Source organism: Rhodococcus sp. NCIMB 12038 (assembly GCF_002165735.1).
In the GTDB taxonomy this organism is placed as follows: Bacteria; Actinomycetota; Actinomycetes; order Mycobacteriales; family Mycobacteriaceae; genus Rhodococcus_F.
On the sequence record NZ_NHML01000014.1, the window covers coordinates 80,572 to 100,303 of the forward strand.

20 protein-coding genes are annotated in these 19,732 nt (G+C 66.3%); 6 read left to right on the forward strand and 14 right to left on the reverse strand.

What is annotated here, in order from left to right; translation table 11 throughout:
* Positions 1 to 33 precede the first annotated feature (33 nt).
* Together CA951_RS22000 and CA951_RS22005 are read left to right on the forward strand one after the other, a co-directional pair.
* Complete coding sequence (locus tag CA951_RS22000) at positions 34 to 1,509, forward strand: MFS transporter (protein WP_087558834.1); 1,476 nt, start codon at positions 34 to 36, stop codon at positions 1,507 to 1,509.
* Complete coding sequence (locus tag CA951_RS22005; protein ID WP_087558835.1) at positions 1,506 to 2,150, forward strand: TetR/AcrR family transcriptional regulator; 645 nt, start codon at positions 1,506 to 1,508, stop codon at positions 2,148 to 2,150. Before CA951_RS22000 ends, CA951_RS22005 begins: the two co-directional genes overlap by 4 nt.
* A gap of 22 nt (positions 2,151 to 2,172) precedes the next feature.
* Here the strand turns inward: CA951_RS22005 and CA951_RS22010 are convergent, their stop codons facing one another.
* From CA951_RS22010 to CA951_RS22030, 6 genes are all read right to left on the reverse strand, one after another.
* Entirely contained in the window at positions 2,173 to 3,381 is a 1,209-nt protein-coding gene (locus CA951_RS22010) for a S9 family peptidase (RefSeq protein WP_256974030.1), read from the reverse strand.
* A gap of 215 nt (positions 3,382 to 3,596) precedes the next feature.
* Positions 3,597 to 4,082, reverse strand: coding sequence for an SRPBCC domain-containing protein (locus CA951_RS22015; protein ID WP_087558837.1), 486 nt, complete (start codon positions 4,080 to 4,082; stop codon positions 3,597 to 3,599).
* Between the two features lie 3 nt (positions 4,083 to 4,085).
* The gene (locus CA951_RS22020; protein ID WP_087558990.1) at positions 4,086 to 4,427 is read right to left on the reverse strand and encodes a helix-turn-helix transcriptional regulator; all 342 of its coding nucleotides are present in this window, start codon (positions 4,425 to 4,427) and stop codon (positions 4,086 to 4,088) included.
* A gap of 392 nt (positions 4,428 to 4,819) precedes the next feature.
* Positions 4,820 to 5,098 carry a hypothetical protein gene (locus CA951_RS22025; protein ID WP_087558838.1) on the reverse strand — a complete coding sequence of 93 codons (279 nt, stop codon included), beginning with the start codon at positions 5,096 to 5,098 and terminating at the stop codon, positions 4,820 to 4,822.
* Between the two features lie 170 nt (positions 5,099 to 5,268).
* On the reverse strand, positions 5,269 to 5,409 hold the full coding sequence (locus tag CA951_RS43495; RefSeq protein ID WP_179220272.1) for a hypothetical protein: 141 nt from the start codon (positions 5,407 to 5,409) through the stop codon (positions 5,269 to 5,271).
* Positions 5,410 to 5,958: 549 nt separating this feature from the next.
* Positions 5,959 to 6,975 carry an AraC family transcriptional regulator gene (locus CA951_RS22030; protein ID WP_087558991.1) on the reverse strand — a complete coding sequence of 339 codons (1,017 nt, stop codon included), beginning with the start codon at positions 6,973 to 6,975 and terminating at the stop codon, positions 5,959 to 5,961.
* Positions 6,976 to 7,179: 204 nt separating this feature from the next.
* Between CA951_RS22030 and CA951_RS22035 the strand changes: the two genes are divergently transcribed.
* From CA951_RS22035 to CA951_RS22050, 4 genes are read left to right on the forward strand one after another with little or no spacing between them, the layout of a single operon-like run.
* Positions 7,180 to 8,787 carry a bifunctional 3-(3-hydroxy-phenyl)propionate/3-hydroxycinnamic acid hydroxylase gene (locus CA951_RS22035; protein WP_087558992.1) on the forward strand — a complete coding sequence of 536 codons (1,608 nt, stop codon included), beginning with the start codon at positions 7,180 to 7,182 and terminating at the stop codon, positions 8,785 to 8,787.
* Positions 8,784 to 9,887 (forward strand): alpha/beta hydrolase, encoded by a 1,104-nt coding sequence (locus tag CA951_RS22040; RefSeq protein WP_256974031.1) that lies wholly within the window; start codon positions 8,784 to 8,786, stop codon positions 9,885 to 9,887. The genes CA951_RS22035 and CA951_RS22040 overlap by 4 nt, the downstream gene beginning before the upstream one ends.
* Positions 9,877 to 10,968 (forward strand): maleylacetate reductase, encoded by a 1,092-nt coding sequence (locus CA951_RS22045; RefSeq protein WP_087558839.1) that lies wholly within the window; start codon positions 9,877 to 9,879, stop codon positions 10,966 to 10,968. The genes CA951_RS22040 and CA951_RS22045 overlap by 11 nt, the downstream gene beginning before the upstream one ends.
* On the forward strand, positions 10,965 to 11,891 hold the full coding sequence (locus tag CA951_RS22050; RefSeq protein WP_087558840.1) for a dioxygenase: 927 nt from the start codon (positions 10,965 to 10,967) through the stop codon (positions 11,889 to 11,891). Before CA951_RS22045 ends, CA951_RS22050 begins: the two co-directional genes overlap by 4 nt.
* A 13-nt stretch (positions 11,892 to 11,904) precedes the next feature.
* On the opposite strand, the gene CA951_RS22055 is transcribed toward CA951_RS22050, so the two are convergent.
* The 8 genes from CA951_RS22055 to CA951_RS22090 form a co-directional block, all read right to left on the reverse strand.
* A complete protein-coding gene (locus CA951_RS22055) occupies positions 11,905 to 12,810 on the reverse strand; it encodes an NAD-dependent epimerase/dehydratase family protein (protein ID WP_256974032.1) in 906 nt (301 codons plus the stop codon).
* Positions 12,811 to 12,844: 34 nt separating this feature from the next.
* Positions 12,845 to 13,732 (reverse strand): SMP-30/gluconolactonase/LRE family protein, encoded by an 888-nt coding sequence (locus tag CA951_RS22060; protein ID WP_087558842.1) that lies wholly within the window; start codon positions 13,730 to 13,732, stop codon positions 12,845 to 12,847.
* Between the two features lie 42 nt (positions 13,733 to 13,774).
* A complete protein-coding gene (locus CA951_RS22065; protein WP_087558843.1) occupies positions 13,775 to 14,749 on the reverse strand; it encodes an LLM class flavin-dependent oxidoreductase in 975 nt (324 codons plus the stop codon).
* Between the two features lie 42 nt (positions 14,750 to 14,791).
* Complete coding sequence (locus CA951_RS22070; protein WP_179220273.1) at positions 14,792 to 15,190, reverse strand: nuclear transport factor 2 family protein; 399 nt, start codon at positions 15,188 to 15,190, stop codon at positions 14,792 to 14,794.
* Between the two features lie 16 nt (positions 15,191 to 15,206).
* Complete coding sequence (locus tag CA951_RS22075) at positions 15,207 to 16,172, reverse strand: alpha/beta hydrolase (protein ID WP_087558845.1); 966 nt, start codon at positions 16,170 to 16,172, stop codon at positions 15,207 to 15,209.
* Positions 16,173 to 16,242: 70 nt separating this feature from the next.
* Positions 16,243 to 17,073 carry an SDR family NAD(P)-dependent oxidoreductase gene (locus CA951_RS22080; protein WP_087558846.1) on the reverse strand — a complete coding sequence of 277 codons (831 nt, stop codon included), beginning with the start codon at positions 17,071 to 17,073 and terminating at the stop codon, positions 16,243 to 16,245.
* A 65-nt stretch (positions 17,074 to 17,138) separates the two neighbouring features.
* Positions 17,139 to 18,740 carry a class I adenylate-forming enzyme family protein gene (locus CA951_RS22085; protein ID WP_087558847.1) on the reverse strand — a complete coding sequence of 534 codons (1,602 nt, stop codon included), beginning with the start codon at positions 18,738 to 18,740 and terminating at the stop codon, positions 17,139 to 17,141.
* 32 nt (positions 18,741 to 18,772) lie between these two features.
* Entirely contained in the window at positions 18,773 to 19,720 is a 948-nt protein-coding gene (locus CA951_RS22090) for a VOC family protein (protein WP_087558848.1), read from the reverse strand.
* Positions 19,721 to 19,732: the final 12 nt, after the last annotated feature.

Genomic DNA, 19,732 nt, shown 5'->3' on the forward strand with positions numbered 1-19,732 from the left:
CGGAGTGAACGCTCCGCTTCGTAGGGAGTATTCATGAAAACCGCTTCGCCGCGGACGCACTATCAATTGACATTTTCCGTTCTCACTATCGGTGTCGGCGCCTTCGCCCTTCTGCAGTCGCTGGTGATGCCGGTGCTGCCGACCCTCGAGTCGGCACTGGGCACGAATCAGGCCGACGTCACGTGGGTGTTGACCGCCTACCTGTTGTCGGCGTCGATCTTCACCCCGGTCATGGGACGCCTCGGCGACATGCACGGGAAGAAGCGCGTGTTCGTCATTGCACTCACCGCGCTGGCGGTGGGGTCCCTGCTCGCCGCCCTCGCCACGTCTCTGCCGGTGATGATCGCGGCTCGGGTGATCCAGGGCATCGGTGGCGGTGTGCTGCCCTTGGCGTTCGGCATCATCCGCGACGAGTTCCCCGAGGAGAAGGTGGCGGGAGCAGTCGGCACCATTGCCGCACTCAGCGCTGTCGGCGCAGGTCTCGGCATCGTCCTCGCCGGTCCCATCGTGGCCGTGCTGAGTTACCACTGGCTGTTCTGGATTCCGCTGATCATGGTCGTCCTCGCGGGGGTGGCCGCGCAGATCCTGATCCCCGATTCCCCCGTGCACACCGCCGGCAAGATCAACGGGCTCACCGCACTGCTGCTCTCCGCGTGGCTGGTCGCACTACTGCTCGGTGTGAGTCAGGCGCCGTCGTGGGGTTGGGGCTCACCGATCGTCATCGGGGTGCTGGTGGCTGCCGCGATCCTCGTCGTGACGTGGGTGGTCGCCGAAGCGCGATCTGCCAACCCGCTGATCGACATGCGGATGATGCGGGTCCGCAGCGTGTGGGCGGCCAACCTGCTGGCGCTGCTGATGGGCGTCGGCATGTATGCCGCATTCGGCTTCCTGCCGCAGTTCCTGCAGACACCCACGTCCGCCGGATACGGCTTCGGAGCTTCGGTCACCGAGTCGGGTCTGATGCTGCTGCCCCTGAGCGTGGGAATGTTCGTACTCGGACTCGCCTCCGGTCGCCTGGCCGCTCGACTGGGTTCGAAATTCCTGCTCATCGCTGGGTCGATCGTGGGTGCGATCGGTTACTTCGTGGTGGCTTTCGCGCATGACACCGAGATCGACATCTACCTCGCCACGTCATTGATCGGGATCGGTTTCGGGCTGGCCTTCTCGGCGATGTCGAATGTCGTGGTCGCGGCGGTGCCGCCCGAACAGACCGGTGTCGCGAGCGGGATGAACGCGAACATCCGCACGATCGGCGGCTCTGTAGGCGCTGCACTCATGGCCAGCATCGTCACCGCGGGGGCGTCCTCCACGGGAGTTCCCCCGGAATCCGGTTACACCCATGGATTCGTCATGTTGGGCGCGGCAGTGGGTCTCGGCGCAGTTGCGGCCATGTTCATCCCGGCGATGCAGCGGGACGAGATCACGCGTCTCGAGGAATCGGCCGCGCTGCGGCACCCGGAACTCGCGATGGTCGCGGGAGGCACTCTGGTGGGCGACGAATCCGAATGAAGTCCGACGTGAGGGTTCGGGGAAGCGAAAGGGCGCTGCGCCGCGACGCCGCGGAGAATCGGCAGCGGCTACTCGACGCGGCAGCGACGGTGTTCAGCGAGCGCGGCCTGGATGTGGGTGTCGACGAGATCGCCCGGGTCGCCGGCGTCGGGATCGGCACCCTGTACCGCCGGTTCCCCACGAAGGATGCATTGGTCAGTGAACTCGTCAGACAGGTATACGACGACTTCCTGGCCGTGGCCGACGAAGCCCTGTCCGCGCCGGACGGTGAAGGCCTCGAGCAGGTTCTGTACGGCACCGGTGCAATCCTGGCGTCCAACCGCGGATGTTTGTCTCGTATGTGGAACGACGACGAGACCAGGATCCTGCGGGACGAGTACCGGCGGATCCTGTTCGAACTCCTGGCGCGGGCCAAGCAGCACGGCCGCATCCGCGAGGACGCCGTCGACGCCGACCTGGACCTCATCTTCTGGTCCGTGCGTGGCGTCGTCGCGACAACCCGCGGCGTCACCGACACCGGGTGGCGGCGGACCATGGCGATCATGATCGCGGGACTGCGGCCCGGCGCGGACACACTCGACGCGAGCCCGATGAGCGCCCAGCACGTTGCACAGATCATCGACAACATGTCGGCCCGATAGGGCACAGCGGATCCCTGCTGCTTCAGGCACGGCGCAGGTGGCCGGCCGTCCAGTCGGCCACCTGCGACAGCACCTCCGGATCCACGGCGTCGCGCACGAGTCGCCGATAGGCGCGCAGCGACGGCGGATCCGCATCGCGCCGGATCAGATGCGTCAGGTCCGGCACCCGTACGGTGTCGACCTCGCCGGGCACGAGTTCTGCGATCACCGCGAGGTCGTCGGGATCCACTTGCACGTCCTTGGCTCCCGTGATCGCGAGAACCGGCGCGGTGTTCTCCCGCAACAGCGGTGCCGGGTCGAAGTCGAGAAACTCGCGGAACCATCGCGCATTCACCCTGCGACCACCCATCCGCGCAGTATCCGTGGTGGTCCGGGACAGCTTCTCGAGCGCCGCGCGTTGGCGTTCCTTCACGTCGATGCGCAGTGCCCGCAGGACTGCGCGCACCGGAGTGGGCAGGCCGGCGATGACCTTATCCGACTGCCAATGCAGCACCTGCCGTCCCGTCACCGCCGGACACGCGAGTAGCACCAGCGCGGCCGGGTCGACCCCTCGATCTGCTCCCAGCGCCACTGCCAGGCAGGCGCCCTCGCTGTGTCCGATGACCGCGATCGCATCTCGTCCGAATCCCCCGGTCGTGCGTAACCAGTCGACGGCGGCAGCGGCGTCGGCGATGTTGTCCGACAGGCCCGCCGACAGGTAATCGCCGCCCGAGCGCGCGACCCCGCGTTTGTCGTATCGCAGCGACGCGACACCGGCCTGGGCCAACGCCTCCGCGAGGGCACGGCTCACGCCGATCGGGAGCTTTGCGTGGTCGCCGTCGCGATCGAGCCGGCCGGACCCGGTCAGAATCACCGCCGCCGGACCACTCTCAGCACCCGCCGGAACCGTCACAGTGCCGGTCAGTACGGTGCCGTCGCCGGACCGGAACCTCACGTCGCGTTCGGATACTCCCACTGGTTCGAATTCGAGCACGTCGCGGATCTGCGCCGTGACGTCAACGGCATCGGGCACGGTCACGATCAGTTCGTCGAACTCCGCTCCCGAGCCCCGTCCGAGGGTGCGCACGCGAACCGCCGGGACACCCGCCCGGGCCACGACGAACGTGCGCACTCCCCTGCCGCGCCAGGTCCCGATACACCGACGCCGCGGAATCCCCAGACCCGGTGACCGCACACCCCGGATGTTCGCGAACGGGTCGGCGATCACCTCGGCGCCCCGAATCAGTGGCATGGGGACGGCGACGTCCCCGTGCAGTCCCGCGATTTTTTCGAACCTGGACAAAGTCAGACGTACCTCGCTCGCGCTCACACCGATCTCGACCATCGGACGCCCTCCCGTCGGTGCTGTCCCATGTCGATCTCATCACTGTGTGACCGCTTCGCGCACTGAATTGGAGTCGCCGCCTCGCACCGGGACGGCGAGGCGGCGATGGTGAACCGGCACGCTCAACCCTTTATCAGGTCGTCGATCTGGCCGATCGCCTGCGAGGATCCCTCGACCACGCCCATGTCGAGCACCTGCTGGAGACCTTCGGCGGTCGCGTAGGTACTGACGTAGGTGGCGACGGTGCTGCCGTCCTTGTCCTCGAAGGAGAACTCGTTGGTGGATACCGGCATCGATTCGACCGGGGTGAAGTCCGCATCGGCAAATCCGTCGGTGAAGGTGAAGCCGGTCGGCTCGTCGACGGAGATGATGTTCCAGTAGCCCGCGTGCTTGTCGCCCTCGGGGCCGGTCATGTAGTAGGTGACCCGGCCCCCGGGGGCGAACTCGTGGTCGACGACCGTCGCCGGGTACGTCGGCGGGCCCCAGACCTTCTCGAGCTGGCGGGGATCGGCGTAGATCTGCCAGATCCGCGCTCGGGGTGCGGCGAACTCGGCTGTGATGGTCAGGGTCAATGCGTCGGTGTCCTGGCTGACATTGGTGACAGGCATCGTTCATTTCTTCCGTTGCGGTTCGGTTGCGATCAGTTCGTCGATGCGGGCGATACGGCCACGCCAGACCTGTTCCAACTCGGCGAGCATGGACGACACCTCGCGCACTGCTTCCACATCGCCCGTGGCGAGTTGTTCACGGCCGCTGCGTCGCTTGACGAGTAAGCCGGACTTCTGGAGGACGGCGACGTGCTTCTGGACGGCAGCGAAACTCATGTCGTACTTCGCTGCCAGTGCCGAGACGGAGTGTTCTCCGGCCAGCACGCGACGCATGATGTCGCGCCGCGTTCGGTCGGAAAGCGCGTGGAACAGGGCGTCGGCCCGGTCCTCATCTGTCTTTGACACACCCAAAACATACAACCAATTGGTTGTACGTGCAAGGCTTCGAGCCCTGACCCTTCCGGGCGCGACCATCGAACGGCCAGGAAATACATGTGTGGTATAGATCACATGTCCGCGATACGGCCGACCGGTGGATCTACCATTTTCTCGCGACGGTACACACCCAGTGCGCCTTCCCGATACACTCTTCGCCAGCCAAATCCTCACCGGCCGACGGCGATTGGCGCCATTTGTTGCGCCGAGAGCCACCGACCCGACGAGTGCGGCGGGGACCGAAGCGGTGTCCTGCAATACGTCACGGCGAGGCCCGGTCAGAGCGGAAATCCACTCCGACCGGGCCGCTTCGATTCATCCGGAGAATGACCGCATCGACGGACGGACCGATGCTCGCGATCTCATCCGACGCAGATCAGCACACCGACGATCACTACCGCAACCAGCGAGGCGCCGCCGCAGATCAGCCACGCCTGGGTTGCAAGTTGTCGCCACCGATCGCACCGACCGGTCATTTCGGCGACGGCGACCGATCGCCCCTCGTTCACATCGGACGCAGGTGACTCCGAAAGACGGCGGGCCTTCGCGTCCGCGCGTGCCGCCACACCGAACGATACGGGGACAACCAGCAGCGCAACCACCAGCAGGCCCACCATCGCACCCAAACCCGTCCCGAACATTCCCAATTCCTTCCACACCGGACGACGCCCGTCACAGGTGCCGCGCGTCTGTCACCGCCCACCCGCACCCACGGGCACAATCAATCCCCCGTCAGCTATATCGCCAGACGGCGGCCTGGTGTTGCACCCCCGACCGCGGGCACTCGCGAAGGACAAGATTCATAGCCGGACTACACGCCCGGTACCGGGAAGTTCCACATCGCCACGACGATCACACCCATGACCAGTCCTGCGCACACGACGGTGCCAATGACGCTGACACGTAACGCATCCAATAGATCGGCCCCCGATTTCTTGCTGATCCATGCCATGACAACTCTTTCTTTTACGTGCAGGGGTTCCTGACTGCCACGTCGATGACGCTGCACCACATACACTCGCCCGACTTCACCACCGGCACAACGGCCGATATACGTACACCCATACCTCCATCGGGCTTCGGGCGGGGTCGTGAATCACAACTCACACCTGAGCGCCGACCTTCTCCGCAGAATTACGTGTGTTTCATGTCACATGTTTGGGTTTCGGCTTGGTCGAAGCGCCATGGACTTCGAAATCACACCTACCGGTCGGTAATTCAGGTCGCCGGAAAATTATGCAATGGCATAGGTCACACTCTATGGACTTCCGCGCTGCGCCTCACGAAAATCGTTGATACGCCGCTCATTACTACGGGCGGGCTGTCCGTGTAGCGCCCCTGCCAGCTGATATCCATCGTTGGCGGGGGCTGCGCTTGGTTTGCGCCGCAAGATCGCATACGAAGCCCCGGCAACCCGACCTCAGAGCCGACCGTACGGCCTTGTATTGCGGCGCAATTCGCCGGGGCATCATGAGATGTCGACAGACTTTTGATCCGTGCATCAATGATTTATCGCGCGAAACCTTGTGTCAGAAGGGGTTTCGCCGTAACGCCGCCGATACGCTGCCGCGAAGCGGGAGAGGTGAACGAATCCCCACCGGTAGGCGATGTCGGTCACCGACTCCGCGTCCCGACTGCTCGGTGCGAGAAGATCCTCTCGGACCCGGGCCAATCGAAGCGATTGGAGATAGCGGCTCGGGGACGTGCCGAGATCCTCCTGGAACGCGCGTTGCAACGACCGCACGCTGACACCGACGTGCTGGGCGACGTCGCCGATCGCCACCGGCTCGGTGAGGTGTTGTTCGTAGTACTCCATCGCGCGGGTGAGTGCGCGGCGCGCCAGCCGCGGCTGATCGTGTTGGTGGAGGACAGCCGAGTAGGTGTGTGGCTGTGCGAGGAGCAGACCGGTGAGCAGCATGTCCTGCACGCTCGCGGCGGCCAAGGGGTGGGCGGTCAGGCCGCCGTCCGCGTCCAGGTCGCGGATCAGTACCTGCAGTGACGACATCCAGGTGGACAGTTGGGGCGTCGTCAGGTCCACGGACAGATCGAAGATCACGGGCGCGGGAACCGACCGTCCGATCAGGCACTCCAGTCGACGGTCGAGGGCGTGTTGTTCGATGCGCAGGTGCATCTGCCGGTAGTCGGCATCCATCTGCATCCGGGCGCGCATCCTGGGCGACAGCACTGCGGCGTGGGCAGGCCCGACGTAAGTACGAGCGTCGTCGCAGGTGATCTGGTTGGTGCCGTCCACTGCGAGCATCAGGTCGTAGTAGTCGAGGTGTTCGAGGATGTCGACGTCGATACCGATGCCTTGTTCCAGATAGACCAATTGCAGATCGCCGAGCGACGCCGCACGCACCCGGCCCCGGAACGGCGCCGTGTCGACCGCACGGCGGATGCGGTGTTCGCTGAGCAGACTGGAGGCCCGGTGGCGGAACTCGTCGACGCTGGCGGTGTCGAGTGTGCAGTGGCGCGCCAGTGGGCCCGGCAACGCGGAGGCGTGTCCTGGGTTGTGCATTTCGAATTGGTGAGTGCCCACGTCAACCTCGTCCGATCGAGCGTCCGGTCATCCCGATGGTATCCCCGGCGGGCACCCGGGCGGCCGCCTCCGGAAGTTCTGGCGTGATGCGGCTACGACTGGCGCGTTGCGGATAGCTACCTCGGTCACACCCTCGTAGCTTCGTGGCATCGGGCAGAAAGCCCCAGGTAGCAAGGAGTTGTGGTGTCCCCAGATTTCGATGTCGCGGTGGTCGGATACGGGCCGACCGGTCTTGTGCTCTCGTCGCTTCTCGGTCGCGCGGGCCACCGGGTGGTGGTGTTCGAGCGGTGGCCGGATTTGTACGGTCTTCCGCGCCTGACTCACATCGACGGTGAGACCGCGCGAATCGTTCAGGCGGCGGGCGATATCGAGTTCGCACTGCGTGACGCGTCCCCGAAGCAGGTGTACGAGTGGCGCGGGTGCGACGGCGAATTGTTGCTGGAGGTGGACTGGTCCGGGCAGTCCAGCGGATTCGACGCCCATTATTCGATGTACCAGCCGGACATCGAGTCGGCGATCGATCAGCGCACCCGGTCGTACCCGAATGTGGAGGTCAACCAGGGAGTCGGCGTGGTCGCCGTCGAGCAGGATCCCGGCCAGGTGGCGCTCGTGGTGCGGCCGTGGAAGCGGGACCGGGACGAGCAGTGGTCCAGCGGAACCGAGGACCGGACTGTGACCGCGCGGTATGTGGTGGGCGCCGACGGCGCCAACAGCTTCGTGCGCAACGCGTTGGGTATCGAACGCTCGGACTTACACGTCGAGGACCGCTGGTTGAACATCGACACCGAGCGTCTTCGCCCCCTCGGCCCCGAGTTCGAGGTCACTCGCCAGTATTGCGATCCGGCGCACCCGAACATGTTCATGCCCATCGGACGCAGCCGGCAGCGATTCGAGGTCGCAGTGTTGGCGGGCGACGATCCCGAGCAGATGGAGTCCACGGAATTCGCGTGGCGGTGGTTCCGCGAGCGGCACGGCCTGGGCCCGGAGGACATCCGGATCCTGCGGCAGATCGTCTACACCTTCTCTGCCCGCACGGCCGACAGCTGGCGCAGTGGTCGGGTGCTGCTCGCCGGCGATGCCGCGCACACGATGCCGCCGTACATGGGCCAGGGCGCGTGCTCCGGGATGCGGGACGGGATCGCGCTGGCATGGAAGTTGGATCTGGTGTTGTCCGGGCGGGCAGGCCACGGTCTGCTCGATACCTACGAGTCCGAACGCCGGCCCCACGTCGAGGTCATCCAGCGGTGCGCGGTCGAACTCGGCCGGGTCGCGAATCTGAAGGATCCCGCGGCGGCGGCCGCCCGCGACGCCGCGTTCCGCCGCGGCGAGATTCCGCCGATGCCACCGTTTCCCATCCTCACGACCGGGATCATCGCCACCACTGCGGACGGGACTCCGCAACCCTTGGCGGGGACGTTGTCACCGCAAGGCGTCGTCGCGGTCGGAAGCCGGGTGGGCCGATTCGACGACGTACTCGGGTGGGGCTTCGTCGTCGTCACGGCAACCGATCCCCTCGCGGTGCTCGATGCCGACCACCTGGACTTCCTGAATTCGCTCGGCGCGGTCCTCGCAACCATCGAGCCGGACAGCGCGCATTCGTTCACCGACGTCGACGGGACCTACACCGATTACCTGGCCGCGCACGGAATCGAGGCGTTCCTCGCGCGGCCCGACTTCCATCTCTACGGCGCGGGAACGATGCTGGAGCTTCCCGGCCTCGTCGATGGGCTGCGTGCCGCGTTGGGCACTGCAGAGGTGCCGGCCCGCCGGCCCGAGGGAGCCGCACTGTGACCGACACCGTCATCGACGCTGCGCTCTCGGCGGAGAATGCGGCGCACCGTCGGGCGATGCCGGCCACCCGGTTGCTCGACGGCGGCATGCTCTACGCCGATGTCGTCCTCCTCGAACAGGCGATCGTCGCCGGCGACCACTGGGATGTGGCCGCCGAACGCCTGGGCGAGCACCGGTTGGAGCTGGCCGAGTGCGCGCTGGGGTCCGGGCACGCGGTGACCGCCCGGCAGCAGTTCCGGGCCGCGGCCGCCGCCTTCGTGTTCGCGCAGATGGCGATCAATTCGGACACGGACCGCAAACGGGAGCTGTACGGCAGATTCGGGGCCGCGGTCTCCGCGGCAGCCGCGGTGGTTCCGTCGTCGATGCGGAAGGTCGAATTGCCCTTCGCGGGTGGTTCGTTGGTCGGCTGGCATGTGCAGCCGGCGGGCACTCCGGTGGGCACGGTGGTGGTGTTCGGCGGCCAGAGCGGTTGGGGTGCCACGTATCTGCGCTATGCCGACGCGCTCGCCGAGCGTGGTGTGGCGACCATTCTGGCCGAGGGCCCCGGGCAGGGCGAGACGCGCCTGCGGCACGGAATCTACCTGAACGTCGACGTTGCTGACGCGTACGGCCACTTCGTGCGATACGCGGCCGAACAGGCAGGCGGCCCGGTCGGAGTGTGGGGCAACAGTGTCGGCGGACTGTTCGCGGCACTGACTGCCGCCCGCAATCCCGCCGTCCGCGCATGTTGTATCAACGGTTCGTTCGCCGCGCCCCGGTTGCTCCCGTTCCGCACGTTCACCGAGCAGGCCGCCGCCATGTTGGGCACCACCGACGAGGCCGCGATCACGGCCAACTTCGCCCGTCTGCGCTTCGACCCGGGCATAGAATCGATACGGTGTCCACTACTGGTACTGCACGGAGGCGCCGATCCACTCGTGACCGTGGAGGACCAGCAACCGTTCCTCGACGGAGCGACAGGCGGCGACGTGGCCCTGCGGGTCTGGGACGATGGTGAGCACACCCTCTACAACCACGCCGACGAACGCAATGACGTCGTTGCCGACTGGTTCGCCGACCGACTCTCACTGAGCAAAGGGAACACCCACCATGCGTTTTGAACACGAAACCCTGCCGCAGCGTGTCTGTTTCGCCACGGGTGAGGCGAAAGCGATGCTCGCCGGCGAGGTCGCACGGCTGGACGCGTCGAGGGTGATGGTGATCGCCTCGGCGGCCGAGGCCGGGCGCGCCGAACACGTCGTCGGCGACCTTCCGGTCGTGTACCGCCACGACGAGGTGGTGATGCACGTGCCGGTGTCGGTGGCCGAGCAGGCCCGGGCCGCGGCCAAAGCACACGACGTCGACGTCGTGGTCTGCGTCGGGGGCGGGTCGGCCACCGGGCTGGCGAAAGCGGTGGCGTTGACCACGGGGCTGCCGATCGTGGCGGTCCCGACCACCTACGCCGGCTCGGAAGCGACGAACGTGTGGGGTCTGACCGAGGCATCGCGCAAGACCACCGGCATCGACGACCGCGTGCTGCCGGTGTCGGTGATCTACGACGCCGAGCTGACGCTCTCGCTCCCGGTGGGGCTGTCCGTCGCGTCGGGTGTGAACGGGCTCGCGCATTGCATCGACTCGATGTGGGCGCCCCGCGCCGACCCGATCAACGGCGCCCTGGCAGTGGAGGGTATTCGGGCACTGGCCGCCGGACTGCCCGCGATCGCGACGGACCCGCACAACGTTCCCGGCCGCGAGCAGGCCCTGTACGGGGCCTACCTCTCCGCGGTTGCCTTCGCGTCCGCCGGCTCCGGGTTGCATCACAAGATCTGCCACGTTCTCGGCGGTGCCTTCGACCTCCCGCATGCCCAGACCCACGCCACCGTGCTGCCCTACGTTCTCGCCTTCAACGCCGCGGCGGCCCCGGAAGCCGAACGTCGTATTGCCTCCGCTTTCGGGGCGTCGACAGCCGTCGATGGGCTCGAGCGGCTGCGGCGGCAACTCGGTGCTCCGACAGCGTTGCACGACTATGGATTCCGCTCTGCAGATATCGACGGAGCGGTCGAGGCGATCCTGCCGGTGGTGCCGAGATCCAACCCCCGCCCCGTCGCGGCCGAGGAACTGCGGCGTCTTCTCGACGCGGCACAGCGCGGATCCGATCCGAGAACGATGACCATGAAGACGACCGACCGGAGCCAACCATGACCGAGCAGAGCGCGACTGCATCCGATTCAGCCACCGCTGAGCGTGACGACGAGCAGCGAGCAGTCGAGGAGGAGCTTGTCGAACGAGTGGCCGCCTCGTTTGCCGGCACTGCGGATCCGCGGCTGCGGCAGCTCATGCAGTCCCTGGTGAAGTATTTGCACGGTTTCATCCGGGAGGTCCGGTTGACCGAGGCCGAATGGAACACCGCCATCACGTTTCTCACCGAGTGCGGGCGCATCACCGACGACACGCGGCAGGAGTTCGTCCTGCTCTCCGACGTGCTGGGCGCTTCCATGCAGACGATCGCGGTGAACAATCAGGCCTACCAGGGCGCCACCGAGGCGACCGTGTTCGGCCCGTTCTTCGTCGACGACGCCCCCGAAATCCCGTGCGGTGGCGATATCGCCGGCGGTGCGACCGGACAACCATGCTGGATCGAGGGCACCGTCACCGACACCGACGGGCGTCCCGTCGCCGGCGCCCGCATCGAGGTGTGGGAATGCGACGAGGACGGCTACTACGACGTCCAGTACGACGATCATCGGATCGCCGGCCGGGCCCACCTGTATTCCGACGACAACGGACGGTACCGATTCTGGGGGCTGACACCGGTCCCGTACCCGATCCCGCACGACGGTCCGGTCGGCCGGATGCTCGAGGCCACTGGCCGCTCCCCCGTGCGGGCGGCGCACCTGCACTTCATGGTGTCCGCACCGCACCAGCGGACGCTGGTCACCCACATCTTCGTCGCGGGCGATCCGCAGATCGACATCGGAGACTCCGTCTTCGGTGTCAAAGACTCGCTGATCACCCGCTTCGATCAACAACCCGCCGGAACCCCCACCCCGGACGGACGCGAACTGACTGGGCGCAGCTGGGCCAGAGCCGATTTCGACATCGTCCTGGCCCCCGAAGGCACCTAGAGTGGGGTTTTCGTCAGGTCGCCGGTCGGCGCAACGCCGGGTGCCCCACCTCCTCGAGGATGTCGAGACGATCGGGATCGGGCATCCAACCGAGTTCGACGCGACTGCGCGGCGCCCGCGAGCGACTGCACACACTGAACGCGATGATCGCGGTGAACTTGTCCCAGATGCCAACGGCTTCGGCGAGATCGATACTGCGTGTCGGTACGCCGAGGTCCCGGGCCACCGCTTCGGCGATGGTCCGGAAGTTCGTCTCTCCCGACACCGCGTGATACAGCGCACCGGGCTTCCCCTTCTCCAGCGCGAGGTGGAACAGTTCCGCCACGTCGTCGACATGGACGTTGGAGTAGAGGTTGAGTCCCCGGCCCACGTAGCAGACGGATCCGGTCTGCGCAGCCGACGCGTAGAGGTTCCTGATCATCGGACAGCCGCCGCGACCCCAGACCATCGAGGGCCGCACCACGATGCCCCGGATTCCTCGGCGGTTCGCGGCGAGAACGAGATCCTCCGTGTTTCGGCGAGCCCCGATGTATTTCGACGGTACGAAGTCGTCCTCCTCCGCGAATACATCGGCACTCCACTCCCCGTCTGTCCGCTGGGACAGCACTGCGGTGCCCGAGGTGAAGATGAAGGTCTTCCCGGTGCCGTCGAGTGAATCCAGCATGGCCGAGACGACGCGATATTCGGGCTCGAGCATGAGTTGTGCGGCGAATACCACCGCGTCCGCGTCCCGAAGCAACCCGAGTGATCCGTGTGGGTCGGTAAGCTCTACCAGGGCAGGGACCGCACCGAGGTCGCGTACGTTCGCGGCCGCTGCATCGCTTCGCACCGCCCCGGTCACGGAATGTCCTGCTGCCACGAATCTCTCGACGAGCGCGGCGCCGAGGTAGCCGCTTGCACCGAACACGACTACGTGCACTGGTGTGTCTCCTCTCCGTTCGACTGTTCGTCGGCTACGCCACGGACTCCCGGGCCGCTCCGTCGACTCGTGCCCCGGACCGGCCGACGGTCGCGGTGGCGATGTACCCGGCGGAGCGGCCCTCCTGGAATTCCTGCAGGCTCGTGGCATTGCAGGTGAGGTAGAGGGTCTCCAGATCCGGCCCGCCGAATGCGCAGGCAACGGCCCAGGCGCCGTCCACCGGGATCTTGTCGGTGATTTCACCGCCTTCGACAACTCGGTAGAAGCCACTGTCGTCGTCGGAGGTCATGGCGTTGCCGAACCACACACCGCCCGCGGCGTCGAAGGCGATGCCGTCGGGATGGTAGGTGTCCGGGAGTTGTGCCCAGACTCGGTGGTTGGTCAGCGATCCGTCACCGTTGATGTCGAACGCACTGATGCGGTGAGCGAAGGTTTCGGCCAGAAGGAGCGATCCGTCAGGGGTCAGTGCCGCACCGTTGGGGAACGTGACGTCTCCCTCGACACGGGTGACCTTGCCCGCGGCGTCGATGTGCGCGAGGTTGGTCGGCTTCGGGGCCTCCTGCAGGACTGCGAATCCGAAGTTTCCCACGTAGGCATGCCCGGTTTCGGTCACCAACATGTCGTTACCCAGTCCGCCGGCGATGTCGCTGAAATCGGCGTACTCCGCTGTGGAGCCGGAAGTATCGATGCGGAGGACCTTGGCGTCCGCTTGGGAGACGACCAGGACGGATCCGTCGCCGAGGAATCCGAGGCCCGAGGGGGCGCCGGAGAGCTCGGCAACGGTGTCTGCGGAACCGTCGGGGTGAAATCTCAGAACCTTCTTGGCGAAGAAGTCGCTGGCCCAGAGTTGGCCGTCATGCCATCGAGGTGTCTCGAGGAACTGATGCCCGGACGAAAACACGTTCAGACCATGTTGTTTCATCGTTCTCTCCTGGTTGTCGATGATGAGTGTCGGGTCGGTCGCTCACGTTGTGACCGCCTTCATGAACGCCTCCAGCTCGTGCGGGACGTCTGGCCCGGAGGGTGTGTAGGTGACCTCGGTCGCTCCGCCCGCCTCGAGCGCGTCGACCTTGTCCCGCCATGCACCGGCGGAGAGCGCCATTCCGCTCTTGATGAGGATGTCGCCGTCGATGAACGGGCGGTCGACGGCCGATACGAATACACCGTGTCCCTCGTGCAGCACCAGGTGACGGGTATCGGCGGGAACGTCGGAATACGCGTTCGCCCAGTCCGTCGCATCGAAGGGAAGCTGGTTTACGCCGTTGAATTCGATGGCGTAGTGCAGCATGATCGCGGCGCCCGGTCCCCCGGCGTCGAGAACCCGTTGCGAGCCCGGGTCCTCCCCCTCGTCGAGAACGGTGCCTTGCGCCATGACCATGCTCCAGTCCCAACCACGGTGTGGTGCGAAGGCTCCGATCGCGCCGTCTGCGAGTTCCCGGGCAACCGCCATCCCCTTCGGTCCGTCGGCCGCTACGAGAAAGGGGACGTCGATCGGCCGGTCCGGGCCGGTGAGCGGTCCGTGCAGCAGTTTGACGCTGCTGCCTTCCCACGGGACGGTCTCGCCGCGCAACAACGCACGGACGGTCTCGATATACGCCGCGACATAGCTCCATTTCGACGGCCGCTGACCAGTGACGATTGCGCCGCTGAACCCGCTTCCCACGCCGACCGCCACACGGTCGCGGCCTGCGATCGAGACGAGTGTCGATATCGCATTGGCGGTGGTGATCGGGTGACGCAATGCCGGAGCCAATACGCCCGTCGCGAGTCTGATGCGACCGGTGCGATCGGCCGCTCGGCCGAGTTGCATCCACACATCCGCGCACACCGGCGCCGTATCGAACATCCACGCCGTGTCGTAACCGAGTTCTTCGGCGATTCGCGCGTGTTCGTGGCTGTCGAGTGATGTTGCCAGGCCGCACGACAGGGTCAACGCCATTGTGGATCTCCTCCGGACGTGGTCGAGGGCAGCATGCCCGGCTCAGCTGTCCTGGGCGCTGGTGAAGGTCTGCTCGCCATAGAAGATGGTCAATTCCACAACCTTGCCGTCGCGCACAGTCGACTGTTCGGCGATGTAGACGTCCTGACCCGACGCCACCTCCGGCGCATGGAACGTGACGAAGCACTTCTCGCCCTCGGCCACCATGCCCTCGATCACGATCTTGGTGAGGTCGATCTTCTGCACGAGGGTGCCGAAGAGTCCGAGGAACTGCTCGTGCCCCGTATACGTCCCACCCCAGGGGAGGTAGGCGGGCTCGTGGACGACGACGTCCTCGGCAAGGCTCGCGAGCAGACCTTCGACGTCCCCTGCGGAGCCGGCGGCGTAGAGCCCTGCCACCACTGTGCGGGTCTGCTCGGTCTGCGAAATCGTGTCGGTCATGGTGTCTTCCCTTTCATCAAGACGCCCACGTCGAGTGAGTGAGCGGTTCGTTCTGTTCGCCGGCATGCGGCGGCATCGCCAGGCCGAGCAATGGTCGGACCCACGAGCCCATCCGCTCGATCGCCCGATCTGCTTCGGGCGCCCGGCCCGCGAGGCATGGATAGATGTGCTGCATCCCAGGTTCGGTCTCGACGGTCACGTCGACCCCGGCGGACCGTGCTTTCGCGGCGAAGCGAATCGAGTCGTCGAGCAGAGCTTCGTTGGAGCTGACGTGGATGAGAATCGGTGGCAGTCCCGTCGGATCCGCGTACAGCAGGTTGATCGACGGATTCGATATCGCGTCGTCGGGCACAGCCAGACGGCGGATCGTCTCCAGCATCGCCCGGTTCACCGTCAGATCGTGTTCGGCGTTGGTGTCGAGGCTCGCGCTCCCGAGTTCCATGTCCAGCCACGGCGATATCGGCATGATGGCCGCAGGCGGGGCGTCACCGTCCGCTATCAGCTCGAGAGCTACTGCAATGCAGAGGTTTCCACCTGCCGAATCCCCGGCGGTGGCGATGTGCTGCGCGTCGATACCCTGCTGCCGCAGCCAGCGGTATACGGTGACGGCGTCCTCCAGCTGTGCGGGAACCGGATGCTTGGGTGCCCGTCGATACTCCGGCACGAGAACCCGGGCTCCGACCGCCTTTGCCAGGTGCCCGGCCAGCTTGCGGTGCGAATGCCGGGACCAGAACAGGAACCCGCCGCCGTGCAGGTAGAGCACCGCCCGGTCCATCGCGCCGCCGCTCGGTACGCACCACATCGAGGGCACGCCGTCGGCATCGATCTCCTCGTATCTCACGCCGGTCGGCTCGATCGTCGCACGGTGCCACTCTTCGAGCATTTCCCGGTTGGCGGCGAGGCTCATGTCCGGCTGAGCGGCGGCGCGTTCCGTCCAGCTGGAGTACAGCTCTGCCAGGTAGCCCGATTCCGTGCTCGCCATCTCGTCTCCGTTCGTGTTCTCGCGTCCGTGTCGGCAGCGAAGGGTGAATCTCCGGCAGGTGCGCCGATGGTCAGCTCGGGCTGGGTGTCTCGTACGGGAAGATGACGTTCAACCCACCGTCCACCGTGATGTTCTGGCCGGTGATGTAGCCGGACAGCGGGGTGGCCAGGAACAGGAGCGCCGACGCGATGTCCTCGGGGTACGCCCTGCGGCGCAGAGGGGTGTTGTTGCCGTTCCGCTCCCCCAGCTCCTCACCGAGCATTTCAGCGATTCGCGGAGTCCAGACGAGACCGGGGGCGATCGAATTGACCCGAATGCCCTCGGGCCCCAGCTCGACAGCCGCGGTGCGGATCAGCGACATCAGGCCGGCCTTCGCGACGCCGTATCCGACATGTCCGGGCGCACTCGAGATGCCGGACACCGACGACACGAACACGAGCGGTCCGCCGCCGTTCCGGGCCATCAAGGGCGCCGCACTCTGGATCACGTAGTACGCGTGCCGGAGCACGATGTCGTGGTGGAAGTCCCAATGCTCGTCATCTGCGTCGAGCAACGAGGTCCAGCGACCCATTCCGACGATGTCGACGACACCGTCAACCCCTCCCATCTCGGCGACGGCGACGTCGAAGATTCGCTCGACCTCGTCCCGCCGGGTGACGTCGGCGACGAGAGGTATCCCGTCGATCTCCGCGGCGACCTGGTCCGCCCGCGTCTGGTCGACGTCGACGAGCAGCACCTTGGCGCCGACACCGGCGAGGGCATGGCAGGTCTGCCGGCCGATGCCCACGCCGCCGCCGAGTACGACGAAACGCTGTCCGTCGAGTCTCGACATCGCCGCGTAGTCGGGGACCTCGCTGTAATCCTGTTCGATGGCGGGCTCAGCGCTTGTTGTAGTCGTCATGGTCTTCTCCTGCGGTCGAATTGTTCAGCTGAAATGTCGTGCACGGCCGTGTCGACGGCCGGGAGTTACGCGGGCTGCCGCTGCGTGAACCGCTCGCGCAGAGCCAATTTGGCGACCTTCGCCAGGCCTGTGCGAGGCAAGGTGTCGACCAACTCGAGTTGCTCGGGCAGCTTCTGGCGAATCAAACCGGCTTCGCTGAGCCACTCCGTCAGGGACCGCAGATCGATCACCGGGGCGCCTTCCCGCAGCGCGACCACCGCGCAGATCCGCTCGCCACGCTCCTCGTCCGGAAGCCCGATGACCGCGACCTCGGCCACCGAGGGGTGGCCGGCGAGCAGCCCTTCGATCTCCGCGGGAGCCACGTTCTCACCCTTGCGGATGATCATGTCCTTGGTGCGACCGACGACCTCGACGATGTCCCCGTCGCGGACCCTCCCGGTGTCGCCGGTGCGGAGCCAGCCGTCTTCGGTGAAGTTCACCGAGGTCGCCGCCTCTTCCGTGTAGCCGAGGCACAGCGCGCGTCCGGACACCTCGAGTTCACCCGTCGATCCGTCCGTCAGCAACTGCCCGTCGAGGCCGCGCACCCGCACCCGATTTCCCGGGAGAATGTGACCGTCGGTGTCGGCGAGGAGATCCTGCGAGTCCTGGGGATCGCCCACCGCGATCAAGGGGACCTCGGTCATTCCGTAGTCGTGGGCAATGACCACGCCCAGTTCGTCTCGCGCCGCCTCGAACAGACTCGCCGAGCACGGTGCCCCACCACCGACGAGTTTGCGCAGGTCCGGATACAGCGGAGTGCCCGGGTGAGCGCGCTGGTGTGCGAGCAGCATCTGGTAGAACGGCGTGGCGCCGCCGGTGACCGTCACCCGATGGCGGGCGAAGAGTTCCACGGCGCCCGCGGCGTCGAACGCCTCGATCAGCAGAGCCGGGAACCCGCCGGACAGCAGGGTGGCAGTGAACGAGATTCCTCCGCTGTGCGCGAACGGGAACCCGAGTGCCGCGACTTCGTCCTCGCGTTCGCCCAGGCGGCCGTGCGCCGCGAAACCGAATGCGCCGCTGAGCAGACTGCGGTCGCAGTGCCGGACGCCCTTGGGCATCCCGGTCGAGCCGGAGGTGAAGTACATCCACAGTGCGGCCTCGGGATCGACCGGATTCGGAGGCAGGGTCGTGAGGTCGTCGCTTTCGGGTGCGTCTTGGTCGATGACCTCGACGCGTGTCGCGATCGCCCCGCTCGCGTTCAACTCGGCTGCCATCGCGGAATGGTCGAAACCGTTCCACGTGCCCGGCACCAACAGGAGGTCGGCCTGCGCGAGTTGCACCGCGGTGGTGACCTCACGTTCCCGGTAGATCGGGATGATGGGGGCCTGCAGTGCGCCGAGTCGGCGCAGTGCCACCATGACCAGGACCGTGCTGATCCGGGTCGGTAGCTGCCATGCCACATGACTTCCGGGTCCGACTCCGAGTCCGGCGAGTGCAGCCGCGACTCGTTCGGCCTTGTCGCGGAACTCTCGGCAGCTGAGCACGGTCCCGTCCTCGGCGATCAGGAGTCGTCGATCCGGAGTGGTGGCGGCTCGCCGTTCCACCAATTCCCAGATCGTCGGCGCGGTCAGTACCCAGGGCCAGGCCTGGAATGCCTCGGCGAGGTCGAAGTCTTCGTCTGATGTCATCAGGGCTCCTGCGGGGTGAGCGGATCGTGGTCCTAGATCGTCGAGACGCGCGGCATGTAGGTCTGGTCAGGTGCCGCGGGCCGGCGGACCGCCGATCGAGGTCGCTCGACAAGCTCGACCATGGTGCCGTCCGGATCGCGAAGGAACAGGATGGTGAATCCACCGGTCGGAATGTCCTCCATCGAGATGTGCGCGGGTTCGGGGATCCCGTCGTACTTGTCGGCGAGCGCGTTTCGGGACGCCCACACGTCGTCGACGGCGAGTGCGATGCGGTACAGACCCTGTGTGTTCGCCGCAAGGTTCCGGTGCGCGGCGATCTGCGAGGCGTCGACGTCGGCCTGTTCGAACTCGAGGGAGAAGGTCGGGTCCTCGGGCAGAACCAGCGAGACCACGTCGCCGCGGGTCTCCCCGGCCACCACCTCGAAGCCGATGTCGCGGTACCAGGCAACCGTTGCGGCCAGGTCGGCGCAGCGGGCGCGCAGGTGTGAGAACAACGTGGTGTGCGGCTCGTCGGCACTGGGAGCGACCTCGACTACTTCGAAACCGATGCCCTCGCCGTCGATGCCTTTCACTGCCCTGCGCGAGTGTCCCAGAACGGTGACGTCGACCTTCTCGGTTGCGCGGCCGGCGCTGTCGAGTCGCGCCGCGACCACGTCCAGTGCCGGCGTGCGGAAGCCTGCCGCGAGGTAGCCCAGCACCTTGTCGCCCGAGGAGGGAATGACGGCGGGATGCTGCCAGTCGACGAGTTCGAACGAAGGCGCGGATCGCGGGCCGCGGGCATCCCACAGGAAACGGGTGTCGCTCGTGGCGGGTTCGGTGAGGCCCATGGGGGTGACGTCGGTGCCGTTTCCCAGCGACGTCATCTTCGTGGTGTGGTCGAACGCCGTGTTGTAGAAGGTCTCACTGGCTGTGATGTCGGTCGTGTTGAGATTGCAGTGGAGGACGGCGTGCGCGCGTAGCGCGTCGGTGTGTTCGGACAAGGAATGTCTCCG